12 protein-coding genes and 1 riboswitch are annotated in these 14,528 nt (G+C 57.1%); of the genes, 8 read left to right on the forward strand and 4 right to left on the reverse strand.

Annotated elements, in window-relative coordinates; all coding sequences use genetic code 11:
- The first annotated feature begins 26 nt into the window (after positions 1–26).
- The 4 genes from serB to fmt all read left to right on the forward strand — a co-directional run bounded on the left by serB (position 27) and on the right by fmt (position 5,207).
- Positions 27–749, forward strand: coding sequence for a phosphoserine phosphatase SerB (gene serB, locus BBBR_RS07345; protein ID WP_003830261.1), 723 nt, complete (start codon positions 27–29; stop codon positions 747–749).
- 47 nt (positions 750–796) lie between these two features.
- Entirely contained in the window at positions 797–3,106 is a 2,310-nt protein-coding gene (locus tag BBBR_RS07350) for a primosomal protein N' (protein ID WP_003830258.1), read from the forward strand.
- A gap of 244 nt (positions 3,107–3,350) precedes the next feature.
- Positions 3,351–4,055, forward strand: a complete 705-nt coding sequence (locus BBBR_RS07355) for an HAD family hydrolase (RefSeq protein WP_003830255.1) — start codon at positions 3,351–3,353, stop codon at positions 4,053–4,055.
- Positions 4,056–4,193: 138 nt separating this feature from the next.
- A complete protein-coding gene (fmt, locus tag BBBR_RS07360) occupies positions 4,194–5,207 on the forward strand; it encodes a methionyl-tRNA formyltransferase (protein ID WP_003830253.1) in 1,014 nt (337 codons plus the stop codon).
- Between the two features lie 296 nt (positions 5,208–5,503).
- Here fmt and ilvD read toward each other — a convergent pair whose 3' ends face one another.
- On the reverse strand, positions 5,504–7,366 hold the full coding sequence (gene ilvD, locus BBBR_RS07365) for a dihydroxy-acid dehydratase (RefSeq protein WP_003830252.1): 1,863 nt from the start codon (positions 7,364–7,366) through the stop codon (positions 5,504–5,506).
- 166 nt (positions 7,367–7,532) lie between these two features.
- Here ilvD and rpoZ point away from each other — a divergent pair, with 166 nt between their 5' ends.
- Positions 7,533–7,817: a DNA-directed RNA polymerase subunit omega gene (gene rpoZ / locus BBBR_RS07370; RefSeq protein WP_003830251.1), complete on the forward strand. Its 285-nt coding sequence runs from the start codon at positions 7,533–7,535 to the stop codon at positions 7,815–7,817.
- Positions 7,818–8,047: 230 nt separating this feature from the next.
- Positions 8,048–8,107, forward strand: a riboswitch (SAM riboswitch).
- Entirely contained in the window at positions 8,103–9,323 is a 1,221-nt protein-coding gene (metK, locus tag BBBR_RS07375) for a methionine adenosyltransferase (protein ID WP_003830250.1), read from the forward strand. It overlaps the preceding riboswitch by 5 nt.
- 248 nt (positions 9,324–9,571) lie before the next feature.
- Here the strand turns inward: metK and BBBR_RS09940 are convergent, their stop codons facing one another.
- Positions 9,572–10,423, reverse strand: coding sequence for a restriction endonuclease subunit S (locus BBBR_RS09940; protein ID WP_197540523.1), 852 nt, complete (start codon positions 10,421–10,423; stop codon positions 9,572–9,574).
- Positions 10,424–10,514: 91 nt separating this feature from the next.
- Between BBBR_RS09940 and xerA the strand changes: the two genes are divergently transcribed.
- Both xerA and BBBR_RS07390 read left to right on the forward strand, forming a co-directional pair.
- Entirely contained in the window at positions 10,515–11,474 is a 960-nt protein-coding gene (gene xerA / locus BBBR_RS07385; RefSeq protein WP_003830245.1) for a site-specific tyrosine recombinase/integron integrase, read from the forward strand.
- Positions 11,471–12,562 carry a restriction endonuclease subunit S gene (locus BBBR_RS07390; RefSeq protein ID WP_080543820.1) on the forward strand — a complete coding sequence of 364 codons (1,092 nt, stop codon included), beginning with the start codon at positions 11,471–11,473 and terminating at the stop codon, positions 12,560–12,562. Before xerA ends, BBBR_RS07390 begins: the two co-directional genes overlap by 4 nt.
- Here the strand turns inward: BBBR_RS07390 and BBBR_RS10430 are convergent.
- Entirely contained in the window at positions 12,525–13,028 is a 504-nt protein-coding gene (locus BBBR_RS10430) for a restriction endonuclease subunit S (protein ID WP_033501742.1), read from the reverse strand. The genes BBBR_RS07390 and BBBR_RS10430 overlap by 38 nt on opposite strands.
- Positions 13,018–14,526 (reverse strand): type I restriction-modification system subunit M, encoded by a 1,509-nt coding sequence (locus BBBR_RS07395; RefSeq protein ID WP_003830240.1) that lies wholly within the window; start codon positions 14,524–14,526, stop codon positions 13,018–13,020. The genes BBBR_RS10430 and BBBR_RS07395 overlap by 11 nt, the downstream gene beginning before the upstream one ends.
- Positions 14,527–14,528: the final 2 nt, after the last annotated feature.

A 14,528-nucleotide genomic window follows, 5' to 3' on the forward strand; every position in this document is an offset into this window, starting at 1 on the left:
CTCAAGGTTTTTCGAGAATCGAAAGCATGACGCAAGAAGATGTGCATTTTATTGACAAGTCCGCCGAAAGCGAAGTTGGGGCTTTGGGCGGTTCCGCCGATTCCGTACCGACGCTGGCTGAGCCCGGTCTGCTGGTGATGGATGTGGACTCCACGCTCATCGACGAAGAGGTTATTGATGAGTTGGGCGAGGCCGCCGGATCCGGTGAGGAAATCGCGAAGGTGACCGAACGCGCGATGCGTGGCGAGTTGGAGTTCTGCGACGCGTTGCGGGCCCGTGTGGCATTGCTTGAGGGTTTGCCGGTCTCCGTGTTCGACACCGTGCATGACAAGCTGCATTTCACCAAAGGCGCGCTGGAGCTGATTGACACGCTGCATGCGCATGGCTGGAAGGTCGGCGTGGTGTCCGGCGGCTTCCATGAGGTGGTCGACAAGCTGGCCGCCGAGGGGCATATCGATTATTGGATTGCGAACCGTCTTGAAGTTGCCGATGGGCGCTTGACCGGCAAGGTGTTGGGCGAGATTGTCTGCAAGACCGTGAAACTGCATGCGCTGCGGAAGTGGGCCAAGCAGCTGGATATTCCGATGAGCCAGACCGTGGCCGTGGGTGATGGCGCGAATGATATTCCGATGATTCAGGCCGCCAGTCTGGGTATTGCTTTCTGCGCCAAGCCGAAGACCCAGCTCGCCGCCGATGAGGCTATCAACGACCGCGACCTGATGCACGTACTCGACTATCTGCGCCGGTAGACCGGTAGATAATTACCGGTATTGGCTGAGGCCCTTATAGTTGAGACATGACTACATCGGACGCACAGCAGCTCACGCTTGACGGGTTGGCCCCGCGCAAGCGGCGCAAACGTGCGCCCGCGGAGCACACGCCCGCCGAGCATGATCCCATTGCACAAGTGGTGCTTGATGTGCAGGCGCTGCATCTTGGTCAGACATTCGACTACTTCATCGACGAGAAAGACAGTGATGCCGCGCAACCCGGCGTTCTGGTGCGCGTGCGGTTCGGTGTCCAGCGAGTCAGTGGCGTGATTTGGTCGCGTACATCCACTAGCGATACACCGCGCTCTTCAATTCGCTATATCGAGCGAGTGCTGAGTCCTGACGTGCTAGTCCCCGCTTCGATGCGCGAGGATATCGGGCTTATAGCCAATGCCTATGGCGGCACTCGGGCCAATATTCTGCGTTTTGCCGTGCCGCCGCGCGTGTCCAAAGTGGAGACCGAACAGCGGCTGACCGCATCGTTCCAGCGCCCAGTTGGCGGATCGCTGCCAGATAACATACAAGGAGGGTTTGCCGGCCGCGGCACCCTGCCGGATGGCACCCGCCCATCCGGTTCCTCGTTTGAGGTGGCCGATTCGGTATCAGAGGGCGCCGCACAAGGATATCGTCGCATCGCCGCCAATTATGGTGAGGCCAATGTGTTGAACGATGCCCTGCACGGGCAACGGTTCCAATCCTTTGTTTTCGATTCGCTGCCCGGAGCCCAGGAATGGCAACGGAATATGGCATGGATGGCGGCCACCTCGCTCAGTGCCGGCAAATCAGCCGTGGTAGAGCTTCCCACCATGCGGGAAGTCGAGGATCTGCTACCGGTTCTGCGCAACTACGGGCTCAAACCGTTCTCCCCCACGCCTTCCGGCGGCTGGATAGGCGATGTCGCAGTGCTGAATGCTCAAATGCCTGCGGCGGACCGATACCGTGCGTATTTGGCCGTGGCATTAGGACAGGTAAAGGTGATTATCGGCACCCGCGCGGTGATGTATGCGCCGGTTGAAGGTCCTGCTCTGTTCGCCATATTGGAAGATGCCGCCTATCAAAACATGGACGGCATGATGCCGTATCCGCAGGCACGCGGCGTGATGCGGCTGCGCGCCAAATCACACGGCGGCGTATTCGTGGCGATGTCCAATGCACGCACAGTGCAGAGTCAGTGGGAGAACACTGGCCCAGACACGGTGGAGACGCCGGTGAGTGGCTATTCCACGGCAATCCATCCGCTCGCCTCACCGCTGAAAGATGCGACGCCGTGGGTTCGCTGGCTGAATCGCGACGAGCTAGCTCGTTTGGCGGATGCGACCATCGGCGCTCGTGTGCCTCATACGGCTGTGCGTGCGCTCAGCAAAGCGTTGGAAAGCGGCCCCGTGCTGCTCTCGATTCCTCAGGACAGTACCAGTGAAGCATTGAGCTGCGCGAAATGCCACCGTCAGGCACGCTGCGCAAAATGTTCCGGTCCGCTGCAATTGCCGGCAGATAGAAGCGAATCCGTGCCTCGGTGCCAATGGTGCGGCGCTGCGGCCATTCATTGGGCATGTCCCGGCTGTGGGCATGAACGCATGCGTGTGGTACGTGTGGGGGCGGCCGGCACGGCTGCTGAATTGGCTGGACTGTTCCGCGGCGTGCCGATGGTGTTGTCCAGCAAGGCTCAGGGATTGGTCCGCGATGTGCCATGCAAGCCGATGATTGTGATTGCCACGCCGGGTTTCGAGCCGCGTGTGCGCCCGGTGAGCAATGAGCGGGGGGCGGCTGGCCACGAATACCGCGCCGTGGCGATTCTTGATGCTTGGACCAGTCTGTATGCACTGGGTGTAGATGCACGCTTGGATACGTTGACGGCTTGGATGCGGGCGGTTTCGCTGTGCGCGCCTCGCTCTCGAGGCGGGCAGGCGCTGATATTGGGAGAGACCGATCCGGCCATCGCTCAATCGTTGATGATGTGGGATTCGCGAATTTTGGCATCCAAGGATCTGGACGAGCGCATGGAAACCGGTATGCCGCCGACTGTGGCCGCGGCCTGTGTGTGGGGACGACGCGATGCGGTGATGACGCTGATGCAGCGCATTGGCGCGCTCGGAGGAGACTGGGCGGTATGCGGCGAGTTGCCGGGCATGCTGGGACCGGTGCCGATTGCTCAGCCCGATACCGTCGATGCGCGGGAGCTCGAAGCCACGGCCGACCGGGTGAAAGCCGTGGTACGTGTGCCGCAAAGCCAGCGAGCTGAGCTGGCCATTCGTCTTCACCGGGAAACCGCCCGTCATGTGGCCTCTCGGGAACCCGGCGAACTCCGATTCCGTATTGATCCTAAAGACCTGATCTAGGTTTCCCGTGTCAACGTCTCTCTGGCTCCCCTCTGGAGGCTGAGCCTAAAGCAAACAGCCCAGCGGGCTGTTTGTAGGCGGAGGCGAGACGATAGTCGAGCCAGAAGGTCTCGGGCAAGACCCGTCCATAATTGCAGGACGAGCTGTCTGTGACGGCAGACTGAGGGGAGGCCCAAAAACCAAATCGTCTCCAACACGTGAAACGATGATTACAGAACAACAACCTCAAAACGGAGGAGGAACCATGAAGGGTTGGCCCGGAGAGCCGGATATGGATTACAATGTGCTGGTTGCAGACGGCGAAGCTGCCACGAACGCCGGCAAACCAATCACTGACGTGATTTTCGACTTCGGCAATGTACTGATCTACTGGGATCCGGCCGCAGTGCTTATCCCCCGTTACAGCCAGAAGACCATCGACGCATTTCTCGATAACGACATCTCCGGTTTCTACGATGTCAACGACCTCATGGACGGCGGCACCAGCACCGAGGAGGCCATCGCTATTATGCGCGAGCGCAAGGGCGACAAGTGGGCCGACATCCTCGACTATTACATCAAGAACTTCCGCGATTCCCTGACCGGCATTGTGCCCGGCGCGCGCGTGCTGGTCGACGACCTCAAGGCTGCCGGCATCGGAGTATGGGGACTGAGCAACTGGGAGGCCAGCCTGTTCCATGTGGCCGAGGAACAGTGTGACATCCTGCAGAAGCTGGATGGCAAGCTGGTCTCCGGTTTTGTTAAGCTGCGCAAACCCCATAAGGAAATCTATGATGCGGCGCTGAAGGAGTTCGGCATCAAGGCAGATGGCGCTCTGTTCATTGACGACAAGGCCATGAACATCGTTGGCTCGAACGCTGCAGGCATCCGTGGCGTTCGCTTCCAGAATCCCGTCAAGCTACGCGAATTGCTCATTGCCAACGGCGTGAACATTCCCGACGTGCAGTAGGACTCTGTTCCGCACCCCGCTTTTGACACTCGTCAGATGCAGAGCCTGCGCATGTGCGGCCACCGCATTCTCGCTTATCCGTTGACAATGACTTTATCCGTGACATGAGCACGGGTTTGTTCCCGCTAAGGAAGAAATATGCTCAAACTAGTGTTTGCCGGCACGCCCGATGTAGCAGTGCCCTCACTTCAGGCGTTCGCCGCCGACTCTCGTTTTGAGGTCGTCGGCGTCATCACCCGTCCGGACGCGCCTACTGGCCGTGGTCGAAAGCTCACGCCGAGCCCGGTCAAAGCCGCAGCCGTGGAGCTTGGTCTGACCGTGATTGACGCCAAGCCTCACTCCCCCGAGTTCATGGAGGCCCTGAAGGGGCTGCATGCGGATATTGCCGCCGTTATCGCTTACGGCAATATTCTTCCCAAGTCAGTGTTGGATGCCGTACCGATGGGCTGGTACAACCTGCACTTCTCCAACCTGCCGAAATGGCGTGGCGCCGCTCCCGCCCAACGTGCAATTTGGAACGGCGATCCGACCACTGGTGCCGACGTGTTCAAGGTTGGCGAAGGCTTGGACGATGGACCGATTATCGCCTCGTTGACCATTGAGCTGACCGGGCGGGAGACCTCTGGCGAGCTGCTTGCTCGTTTGGCCGAAGAAGGCGCTCCCATGTATGTAGATGCCCTGGCTGCCGTGGGCAGCGGCACTGCCGTATTCACACCGCAACCTGCCGAGGGTTTGGAATACGCGCATAAAATCACCGTGGAAGATGCCCGCATCAACTGGGCTGACCCGGCGGAGGCCATCGACCGCCAGATTCGTGCATGCACGCCGCATCCGGGAGCTTGGACCGAACTGTTTGCAGAGGGGTTGATAGCTGACAGCGGCGAGGCCAACGAGGAATCGTCGAATCTTGCGACCACCGCCAAGTCTCTCACATTGCACATTCTTGCCGCGCAACCAGCTGATCAGACGAATCCCAATACTCCAATCGACCTCGATCCCGGCGAACTGAAGGTCGGCAAGAAGAATGTATGGGTCGGTACCGGTACCGGCGCGCTGGAACTCACCCAGGTCAAGGCCCAGGGCAAGAAAGCCATGCGCGCTGCCGACTGGGCCCGAGGCGCACGCCTCTCCCCCGCTGCCTGCGTGAGGTAAAGCGGCTTCGCTCCCGCTGGCGGGAGAGCCGTATAGCAGAACAGCCCAGTGGGCTGTTTGTAGGCGAGTGTGAGCCGTCAGGCGAATCAGAAAAAACATGGCCATAGGCCATCCGCGATTGCAGGGCTCGGAGAGCTGTCGAACACAGTGAGACTGAGGGCGGTCGTTAGGGCATCTCGCTAGGAACCATCCTCAGTCTTGCTTCGCAAGCCAGCTCCCACCAGTCAGGAGCAAAGCAAAAGGTCCGACACCTTCTTCGTGAAGGTACCGGACCTTTTCAGCTATGCAATCTGCTATCAGGCGAGACCGGAGAGCTTGTTGATAAGCTCCGGGTCACGGGTTGCACCCTTGTCGGCCGAGCGGGCGAAGGCGGCGTATGCCTTCAACGCCTGGGAGACGTGACGGTCGCGGTGAGCCACGTAGCCGTCGCCAGCCTCGAGCTCGCGACGACGCTCATCCAGCTGCTCGTCGGTCAGTTCGACGTTCACGGAACGGGCTTCGATGTCGATGTCGATGATGTCGCCGTTCTTGATGAGCGCCACCGGCCCCTTGTTCGCGGCCTCAGGAGCCATGTGGCCAATGGCCAGACCGGAGGAACCACCGGAGTAGCGGCCGTCGGTGAGCATTGCGACCTGCTTGCCGATGCCCTTGCCCTTGACGAAGGAGGTCGGGTACAGCATTTCCTGCATACCCGGGCCACCCTTCGGACCCTCGTAACGAATGACCAGAGCCATGCCGGGCTTCAGGGTGTCGTTCAGGATGACCTCGATGGCCTGCTCTTGGGAGTCGACCACCAGAGCCGGTCCGCGGAACTTCCAGATCTCCGGTGGAACACCGGCGGTCTTGACCACGCAGCCGTCGGGGGCCAGATTGCCGCGCAGCACAGCGAGACCGCCTTCGTGGATCTCCGGGTGGTTGATGTCGTGGATGGCGCCGTTGACACGGTCGGTGTCGAGCGAATCAAACAGAGTGGTGTGCGTCCACGGCTCCGGGGAGATGATGTGGCCAGGAGCGGCCTTGTACATCTGCTTGGCTTCCTCTGTGCAGGTGGGGCGCATGATGTCCCAATCGGCCAGCTTGGCTTCCAGCGTCGGGTAGTCGATGGAGTGCACGTTGGTGTGCAGCTTGCCCGCGCGCTCGAGTTCGCCGAGGATGCCGGTGATACCGCCGGCACGGTGCACATCGGAGATCTCCCACTTGCCGGAGGGGCTGGCCTTGCAGATGCACGGCACGGTGTGCGAGATGCGCTCGATGTCGTCCAAGGTGAAGTCCACATCGGCGGACTGGGCCATAGCGAGAATGTGCAGCACGGTGTTGGTGGAACCACCCATGGCCACATCCATGGTCATGGCGTTCTCGAAGGCTTCCTTGGTGGCGATGGAGCGCGGCAGCACGGAATCGTCGGAATCGTCGTAGTACTGGTGGGCGATCTTGACGACCTGCTGGGCGGCGCGCTTGAACAGGTCCTTGCGGTAGGAGTGGGAGGCGAGGATGGTGCCGTTGCCGGGCAGGGCCAGGCCGATGGCCTCGGTCAGGCAGTTCATCGAGTTGGCGGTGAACATGCCGGCGCAGGAGCCGCAGGTCGGGCAGACGGTCTTCTCGTAGTTGAGCAGTTCCTCGTCGGACACGGAGTCGTCGGCGGTGGCGTACATCACGTCGATGAGGTCGGTGCTCTTGACGGTGCCGTCGGCGAGCACCGTGGTGCCGGCCTCCATCGGGCCGCCGGAGACGAACACGGTCGGGATGTTGAGGCGCAGGGCGGCCATCAGCATGCCCGGCACGACCTTGTCGCAGTTCGGGATGCAGATCAGGGCGTCGGCACAGTGCGCGTTGCACTGGTATTCGACGGTGTCAGCGATGATGTCGCGGGAAGGCAGGGAGTACAGCATGCCGGTGTGGCCCATGGCGATGCCGTCGTCCACAGCCATCGTGTTGAACTCGCGCGGGATACCGCCGGCTTCCCGGATGGCCTCGGAAACGATGCGTCCGACCTTGTTCAGATGAACGTGGCCAGGCAGGAACTCATCGAAGGAGTTGGCGATGGCGATGATGGGCTTCTTGCCCATGTCGTCTCCGCTGACGCCTGCAGCACGGTAAAGGGCTCGAGCGCCTGCAAAGACGCGCCCTGACATAATTTTTGCAGATCGCATTTCAGTCATGGTTCTATTCAAGCCTTTGCGAGGGACACGCCACTTGTCAAGAGTCGAATAGTGGAATTTTCAAAAACGTAACGTTTCTCACACATAAATTTTCTTGGAAGAAGTCGCCCCAAACCTCTATACTCGCCTCGTTGAGATAGATTTTCCAAGTCTGGAGATATGAATAATGGCTTTTGGCACTGACCCGACCCCTGATGGTCTCGCAAACCCGCCGATCGACGACCTGATGCAGCACGCCGATTCCAAGTACGCTCTGGCCATTTTCGCCGCCAAGCGCGCCCGTCAGATCAACTCCTACTTCACCCAGCTTAACGAGGGCCTGCTGCAGAACGTCGGCCCGCTGGTCGAATACCAGAACAACGAGAAGCCGCTGTCCATCGCATTCCGCGAGATCGACGAGGGCCTGCTTGAGGAGACCCTGGGCGAGGACGACACCAACGAGGGCAACTGATTTCCCGCTGACTTGGGCTTGAGTTAGACACTTACCCGATGCTTGCCGCATAGTTGCCGTCGATGTGCTTTCGACTGATTTAGGGCGACACACTTGCTCATGTTGCGGCAATCGGCTATAACTCAAGTTCAGGAGCGAACGTGTTGTTAAGGGCTCGCGCCACCGTGTGGTTGGCACGAGCCCTTAACTATGTGTGCTTCATCAATAACTCAATACATAACAATCAACGACGTATCATTGTGCCTCGCTTTCCGCGGGGCGATAAGTCCTGAAGAAAGGGATGATATGACAGAAGAACATCGGCTTATTTCCGCCGAATCCGTGACCGAAGGTCACCCCGATAAGGTCTGCGATCAAATCTCCGACGCCATTCTTGATGATCTGCTGGCCCAGGATCCGTCCAGCCATGTGGCCGTGGAGACCTCCGCCGCCACCGGCGTGTTCCTGGTCTTCGGCGAAGTCACGTCCAAGGGGTACTGCGACGTGCAGTCCAAGGTCCGCGAAACCCTGCGCAACATCGGCTACACCTCCTCCGAAGTCGGCCTTGACGCCGATTCCTGCGGCGTTGTGGTGGCCATCACCGAGCAAAGCGCCGAAATCAACCAGGGCGTTGCCCGTCTGACTGGCGATCAGGAGACCGCCGCCAGCCGCGAAGAACGTTACGAAGCACAGGGTGCCGGCGATCAGGGCGTGATGTTCGGCTACGCCACCGACGAGACTCCGACGCTGATGCCGCTTCCGATCTATTTGGCACATCGCCTCGCCTTCCGTCTGACCGAGGTCCGCAAGTCCGGTGAAGTGCCGCACCTGCGCCCGGACGGCAAGACCCAGGTAACCATTGAGTATGACGATAACGATAAGCCCGTTCGTCTGGACACCGTGCTGATCTCCACCCAGCATGATCCTGAGGTTACGCAGGATTGGCTTGCTGTTGAGCTGAAGAAGCACGTGATTGACCCGGTGCTTGATGAGGTGCTGGGTTCCAAGGTGCCGCATGACAACTACCGCCAGCTGGTCAACCCGACCGGTTCGTTCATCCTGGGCGGCCCGGCGGCCGACGCCGGTCTGACCGGCCGCAAGATCATCGTCGACACCTACGGTGGCGCCGCCCACCACGGCGGTGGCGCGTTCTCCGGCAAGGACCCGTCCAAGGTCGATCGTTCCGCCGCGTACGCCACCCGTTGGGTTGCGAAGAACATCGTAGCTGCCGGCTTGGCTCACAAAGTCGAGATCCAGATCGCCTACGCTATTGGCGTTGCCGACCCGGTGTCCGTCAACGTGGAGACCTTCGGCACCGAGCAAGGCGTGACGCGCGGCCAGATCGCCGCCGCCGTACGCAAGGTCTTCGACCTGCGCCCCGCCGCAATCATCGACGAGCTGGATCTGAAACGTCCGATTTATCTGAAGACCGCCGCGTATGGTCACTTCGGCCGCACGGACGTTGAGTTCCCGTGGGAGAAGACCGACAAGGTCGAGGAGCTCAAGGCCGCGATCGGCGCGCAGTAGACGTTGGCGCATTCTTGCGTCGCACCCCGTGCGGGGTGCGACGCAAGAATGGACTCCATGTCCCAAAATACGAATACTCCGCCCGTCCCACGGCATCGATTGCACGGTACAATCCATCCGTATCTTCCCCGATACGCAACCGCTGAAGCGACATGCCAGCAGATCACTCACTCTTGAGTTATCAAACAACAAGAAGAACACACACCGTCCCCAAAAACCATAATCTGCGGCGCAAACGACCCAGTGCTTCATGAGAGCTCAGAGCTCACACCGCACAAGACAACTTGACAGAATACAACGAGCATCGCGAACGACTGTGCCGTGAACTGACTCACCGCCAGCCAGCTCAACAGCGGCGCGATTCCGCCGAGCGTCAAGGCGGTGCGACATGGAGAATGGGACACTTTAGGCACAGATTCGTAAGCAGGAATCTGGCTTTGCTGACTGTGCACAGCGTGAATAGCTCTTACTCTGATCACATTGCTCCAATGCATCCGTCCGGCTAAATGATTATTTGTTAGCTGCGTGAGGTCAACCTTCGAAACGTCGATTTCGCCGGACATGAGTTTGGGAAGAAGATAATTCCTTAGGTTATTTAATTTCCGTGTTTCGTTTTCATTACTCCTAATTAGTGCATCTATCGGTGCCGCAAATGACTCGAATTGCATCACTTCGTTATGAGATGGAAGCGCAACTTCTAAGCTTTTGAGAGCCTTACCGTTGATTGAGCCGAATACAGTACCCTCTCCGTTGTAAGCCTCAAGTTGAGGCTTAAGGAATCGCATTAAGTACAGAGCAAATGACGGGGTTTCGCTATGGATAGCTGCCAGACCACGTCCGATACAGCAATTTTCAAAGGCAACGTTGAGGTCCCCGACAGGCGCACGAACGCTCATTAGGACGTCACCCTCGCAGGCTAAACGTTTTGGCTCAGTGGTATAGAGACGACGCTTTGGGAAACGCCATCCAAATTCACCCCTTCCTTGATAGAAGATTATGCCAGCACCTTCTTCGTTATACGAACTTCCTGCTGGTGATTGCCCCATCGTTATTTCGGCAACATCAGAGAGCGTAGCGTTGAAATTAAGACCACCAAACAACTCTTGAAACTTACCGTCTACAAGCTGCTCTAAATAATCATTTGCCAGCGCGTGGGCACAATGTTCCTAACTGTTATTGGAAGGAACCCCTATGGAAACCATCATTAATAGTGTTCTGTCGCAGATGCAGAACATGCTTGATCCGTCACAGCTCAAACATCTGGCCGAAGTACTCAGAGTCACGCTGCTGCCAACTCAGGAAACATCAGCGCCGCAGAATCTGCTGACGCTATTCCTCACGGCAAAAGAGGTCGAAGGCTGCTCGCCGAAAACCATCGCTTACTATGAGAGCACACTCCAGCACATGACCCAGGCCCTCGCCAAGCCTTGTACGCGGATAAACAGCGATGACTTGCGCGAGTACCTCAACAGATACGAGAACGAACGTCATGCGGGCAAGGTCACCATCGACAACATTCGGCGTATCATGTCAAGCTTCTTCGCGTGGCTTGAGGACGAGGATTATATCGTCAAAAGCCCTGTAAGGCGCATCCACCGTGTGAAGACCGCTGTAATGGCTAAGGAAGTCCTGAGCGACGAAAATCTGGAAACTCTGCGGGACCGATGCGGCACCTTGCGGGATCTTGCCATCGTGGACATTCTCGCATCCACGGGTATGCGAGTGGGTGAACTGGTCGGCTTGAACATAGCCGACGTGAATCTTCAGGAGCGGGAATGCTTGGTCACAGGCAAGGGAAACAAGCAGCGTCCCGTTTATTTCGACGCCAGAACGAAGCTTCATCTCACCGCATACCTGCAATCACGTAACGACAGCAATCCAGCGCTATTCGTTGCTTTGAATGGCGATGGTGACCGTATCAGCATCGGCGGCATCGAAAGCCGCCTCAGACAGCTCGGCAAAGATGCCGGCATTCATCGAGTTCATCCGCATAAGTTCCGTCGTACTCTGGCCACGCACGCCATCGACAAAGGCATGCCGATCGAACAGGTGCAAAAACTGCTCGGGCATGCGAGAATAGACACGACCATGCACTACGTCATGGTCAACCAGAACAACGTGAAAGCTTCACACAGAAGGTATTTGGAATGAGCTGGCGAGAGACGACCCTTGGTGAGATTACCGACTTAAAAAGAGGATTTGATTTGCCGAAAAGCCAGCGTTTGCAAGGGGATGTGCCGGTTTATTCATCATCGGGAATTACCGGATCTAATAGTACTGCAGCAGTAGAGGGGCCCTGTGTAATCACAGGGCGATACGGCACTATCGGAGAAGTTTTCTTTTCGGGTGGTCCATGTTGGCCTCTCAACACAGCTTTGTATTCTACCGAATTCAACGGCAACAATCCTCGATTTATTTATTATCTTTTGCAGACAATTCCTTGGCAGGGATACACAACAGCTAGTGCTGTGCCAGGCGTCAATCGAAATCACGTGAATCTCTGCCCTGTCAAGATACCTGACAGGGCAACGCAAGATGCAATCGTAGAAGTGCTTGATTCCATTGTCGACAAAATTGCCCTTAATAATCGGCTAAATGATTATTTAGCCAACTTGTGTGAAACGATTGCCAGTAGATACTGTAATGACAGAAATTCACGTCTTCGAGATATCTGCTATCAGGTTGCTGACCACGTCGATTATGACAACGCGAATCAGGAGACTTACGTTTCGACTGAGTCACTAATGCAGAACAAGGGCGGACGGCAACTGGCGTCTTCGCTCCCAACAACGGGCAAGATTACACGGTATAAAGCCGGCGACACTCTGATTTCTAATATTCGGCCCTATTTTAAGAAGATATGGTACGCCCCGTTTGAAGGTACATGTTCGGGTGATGTCATCGTTTTTAGAGCGAATGATCCCAGCAACGCGCCATATCTGCATGCATGCCTACGGCAAGACTCATTCTTTGACTACGTCATGCAAGGTGCGAAGGGAACAAAGATGCCCCGTGGTGATAAAAAACAAATGATGGAGTTCAAGGTTGCCAGTTCATGCAGTACGAAAGATTTGATCCTATTAGATTCCGCAATAAAGCAAAGATCTGATAACGATTCAGAGACAGTAAAGCTCCAAGCACTGCGCGATACGCTCCTTCCCAAGCTCATGTCCGGCGAAATCGACGTTTCGAAGGTTGACCTCACGCAGCTAACAAATAATCATTTAGCTGGTTGTTAAGCTCGATTTTCCTATCAAACAAACTAAGAACATTTGCAATAGCATTTTGTTCCGCCATCGAAGGAAGAGGCAATTTCATGGCACAAAGATTACTCTGGCTCAGCTTTGGCTGCGTAGATCCTGTTACGTAGGCAGAAATATCAGTCATATTAAGAAGATGTCTCAGAAAAACGAGATTACACTTTTCGGACTCAGCAATAACATGCGCATGATTATTCACTCTGAATTTTCCAGAAGCCGCATTCGCAATAGGATTCTTGCGACTCCTAAGATTTTCCCCATCTTCAGCAACCAGTAGGTAATCTCCCTCATAGGTGTAATCATCTAGATAATCGACAATACCTTGAGCTCCGTAATAAGGATAGGAACCTTTTCTGTCCTTTCTGTCCCTAGAAGATATCGGCTCTCTCTTGACATCTTCAAGCTCGATAACATCACCTAGACGCGTCAGCTGCTCACATGCCATAGCCGATGGCCTCCAGATTCTTCTTGATCTGCTCTTGCAGACGGTTGGATTCCTCGAAGCATTTGGCGATCTCGCCGGTCAGACGGGTCATCTTCTCCTCGAATGGCTCATCGTCTTCTTCCACTTCGGCGACACCGACGTAACGGCCTGGAGTCAGGATGTAATCCTGCGCCTTGATATCTTCCGTCGTGGCGATGGCGGAGAAGCCCTTCTCCGTTTCCAGAGTGCCGTCATGGAACGCGTCGAACGCAGTCGATACCTTGGCGATGTCCTCATCGGTAAACTCGCGGAGCCTGCGGGACACCATGGTTCCCATATCGCGCGCGTCGATGAACAACGTCTTGCCGGACTGCTTCTTGTTCTTGGTGATGATCCACAAGCTCACAGGTATACCGGTGCTGTAGAAAAGCTTGTCCGGCATTGCGATGATGCCCTCGACCAGATCGGCATCCACGATCTTGGCGCGGATCTCGCCCTCGTTGTTCGTCTGGCTGGACAACGCGCCGTTCGCCAGAACCATGCCCATGCGGCCGGAACGGTTGAGATGGTGGATCATGTGCTGGACCCATGCGAAGTTGGCGTTGCCCTCCGGTGGGGTGCCGTACTGCCAGCGTACGTCGTTCTCGAGTTTCTTTCCTCCCCAGTCCTTCAGGTTGAAGGGCGGGTTAGCGAGGATGAAATCGAATTTCTCGGTCTTGTGCAGGTCCTCGAAGAACGTGTCAGCATTATGATCGCCCAGATCCGCGTCGATGCCACGGATCGCGAGGTTCATGGTCGCCATTTTCCACGTGGTCGGATTGGACTCCTGGCCGTACACGGAGATGTCGTTAATGTTGCCCTGATGGCGTTTGACGAAGTCCGCGGACTGTACGAACATGCCGCCGCTGCCACAGCACGGATCGTACACTCGCCCGTGGTAGGGTTCGATGACTTCGACCAGCGTCTTCACGACGCACGCGGGTGTGTAGAACTCGCCGGCGTTCTTGCCCTCCGCTTCGGCGAATTTGGCCAGGCAATATTCGTAGGTGCGTCCGAGGATGTCGCGGCTATCGCCCTTTTCGGCCATCTTCACGTTGGCGAACAGGTCCACGACTTCGCCCAGACGTCGCTTGTCGAGCTCCTGGCGTGCGAAGTTCTTCGGCAGGATGCCCTTGAGCTTGTTGTTCTCGGCCTCGATCTGGCGCATGGCCTCGTCGATGGCCTTGCCGATCTCGGGCGTGTGCGCGGCCGCTGCGATGGTCTTCCAGCGGGCGCTCTCGGGAACGAAGAAGATGTTCTCACTCGCGTATTCGTCGCGGTCCTCCTCGAAGCCCTCTCCCTCCTCAACGAGTTCCTGGTATTTCTGGTCGAACTTGTCGGAGATGTACTTCAGGAAGATGAGGCCGAGCACGACGTTCTTGTATTCGGAAGCGTCGATGTTGCCGCGCAGCTTGTCGGCAGCGCTCCAGATCTGTTCCTCGAAGCCGATCTCGGCGGTATTGTCCTTCTTCTTTGCCATGT

Origin of the sequence: Bifidobacterium breve DSM 20213 = JCM 1192, assembly GCF_001025175.1 — a bacterium.
Lineage (GTDB): Bacteria > Actinomycetota > Actinomycetes > Actinomycetales > Bifidobacteriaceae > Bifidobacterium > Bifidobacterium breve.

Excerpts from the sequence above, each read along its gene's own strand:
- serB (WP_003830261.1), top strand. The coding sequence starts at position 27 with ATGACGCAAGAAGATGTGCATTTTATTGACAAGTCCGCCGAAAGCGAA.
- BBBR_RS07350 (WP_003830258.1), top strand. The coding sequence starts at position 797 with ATGACTACATCGGACGCACAGCAGCTCACGCTTGACGGGTTGGCCCCG.
- BBBR_RS07355 (WP_003830255.1), top strand. The coding sequence starts at position 3,351 with ATGAAGGGTTGGCCCGGAGAGCCGGATATGGATTACAATGTGCTGGTT.
- fmt (WP_003830253.1), top strand. The coding sequence starts at position 4,194 with ATGCTCAAACTAGTGTTTGCCGGCACGCCCGATGTAGCAGTGCCCTCA.
- ilvD (WP_003830252.1), bottom strand. The coding sequence starts at position 7,366 with ATGACTGAAATGCGATCTGCAAAAATTATGTCAGGGCGCGTCTTTGCA.
- rpoZ (WP_003830251.1), top strand. The coding sequence starts at position 7,533 with ATGGCTTTTGGCACTGACCCGACCCCTGATGGTCTCGCAAACCCGCCG.
- metK (WP_003830250.1), top strand. The coding sequence starts at position 8,103 with ATGACAGAAGAACATCGGCTTATTTCCGCCGAATCCGTGACCGAAGGT.
- xerA (WP_003830245.1), top strand. The coding sequence starts at position 10,515 with ATGGAAACCATCATTAATAGTGTTCTGTCGCAGATGCAGAACATGCTT.
- BBBR_RS07390 (WP_080543820.1), top strand. The coding sequence starts at position 11,471 with ATGAGCTGGCGAGAGACGACCCTTGGTGAGATTACCGACTTAAAAAGA.
- BBBR_RS10430 (WP_033501742.1), bottom strand. The coding sequence starts at position 13,028 with ATGGCATGTGAGCAGCTGACGCGTCTAGGTGATGTTATCGAGCTTGAA.
- BBBR_RS07395 (WP_003830240.1), bottom strand. The coding sequence starts at position 14,526 with ATGGCAAAGAAGAAGGACAATACCGCCGAGATCGGCTTCGAGGAACAG.